This window comes from Acetobacterium wieringae, from assembly GCF_026646375.1.
Classification (GTDB): domain Bacteria; phylum Bacillota; class Clostridia; order Eubacteriales; family Eubacteriaceae; genus Acetobacterium; species Acetobacterium wieringae_A.
On sequence record NZ_JAIPPU010000074.1, the window covers coordinates 1 to 214 of the forward strand.

The following is a 214-nucleotide window of genomic DNA, read 5'->3' on the forward strand; positions in this document are numbered from 1 at the left end:
TTTGGGTTATGAGCCCAACGAGCTGCCAACTGCTCCACCCCGCGATATTAGTTTGTTTGGTATTAAATGCCGAAGACCGGAATCGAACCGGTACGAGAGGTAAATCCCGCAGGATTTTAAGTCCTGTGCGTCTGCCAATTCCGCCACTTCGGCTTTGTAATGGCTCCAAGGGAGGGACTCGAACCCTCAGCCTATCGGTTAACAGCCGAGTGCT

Annotated in this window: 1 tRNA gene; it reads right to left on the reverse strand. The window is 52.3% G+C overall.

Annotated features, from left to right (window positions below):
- Positions 1–67 precede the first annotated feature (67 nt).
- Positions 68–153 (reverse strand) — tRNA-Leu (locus Q7P33_RS18020).
- Positions 154–214: the final 61 nt, after the last annotated feature.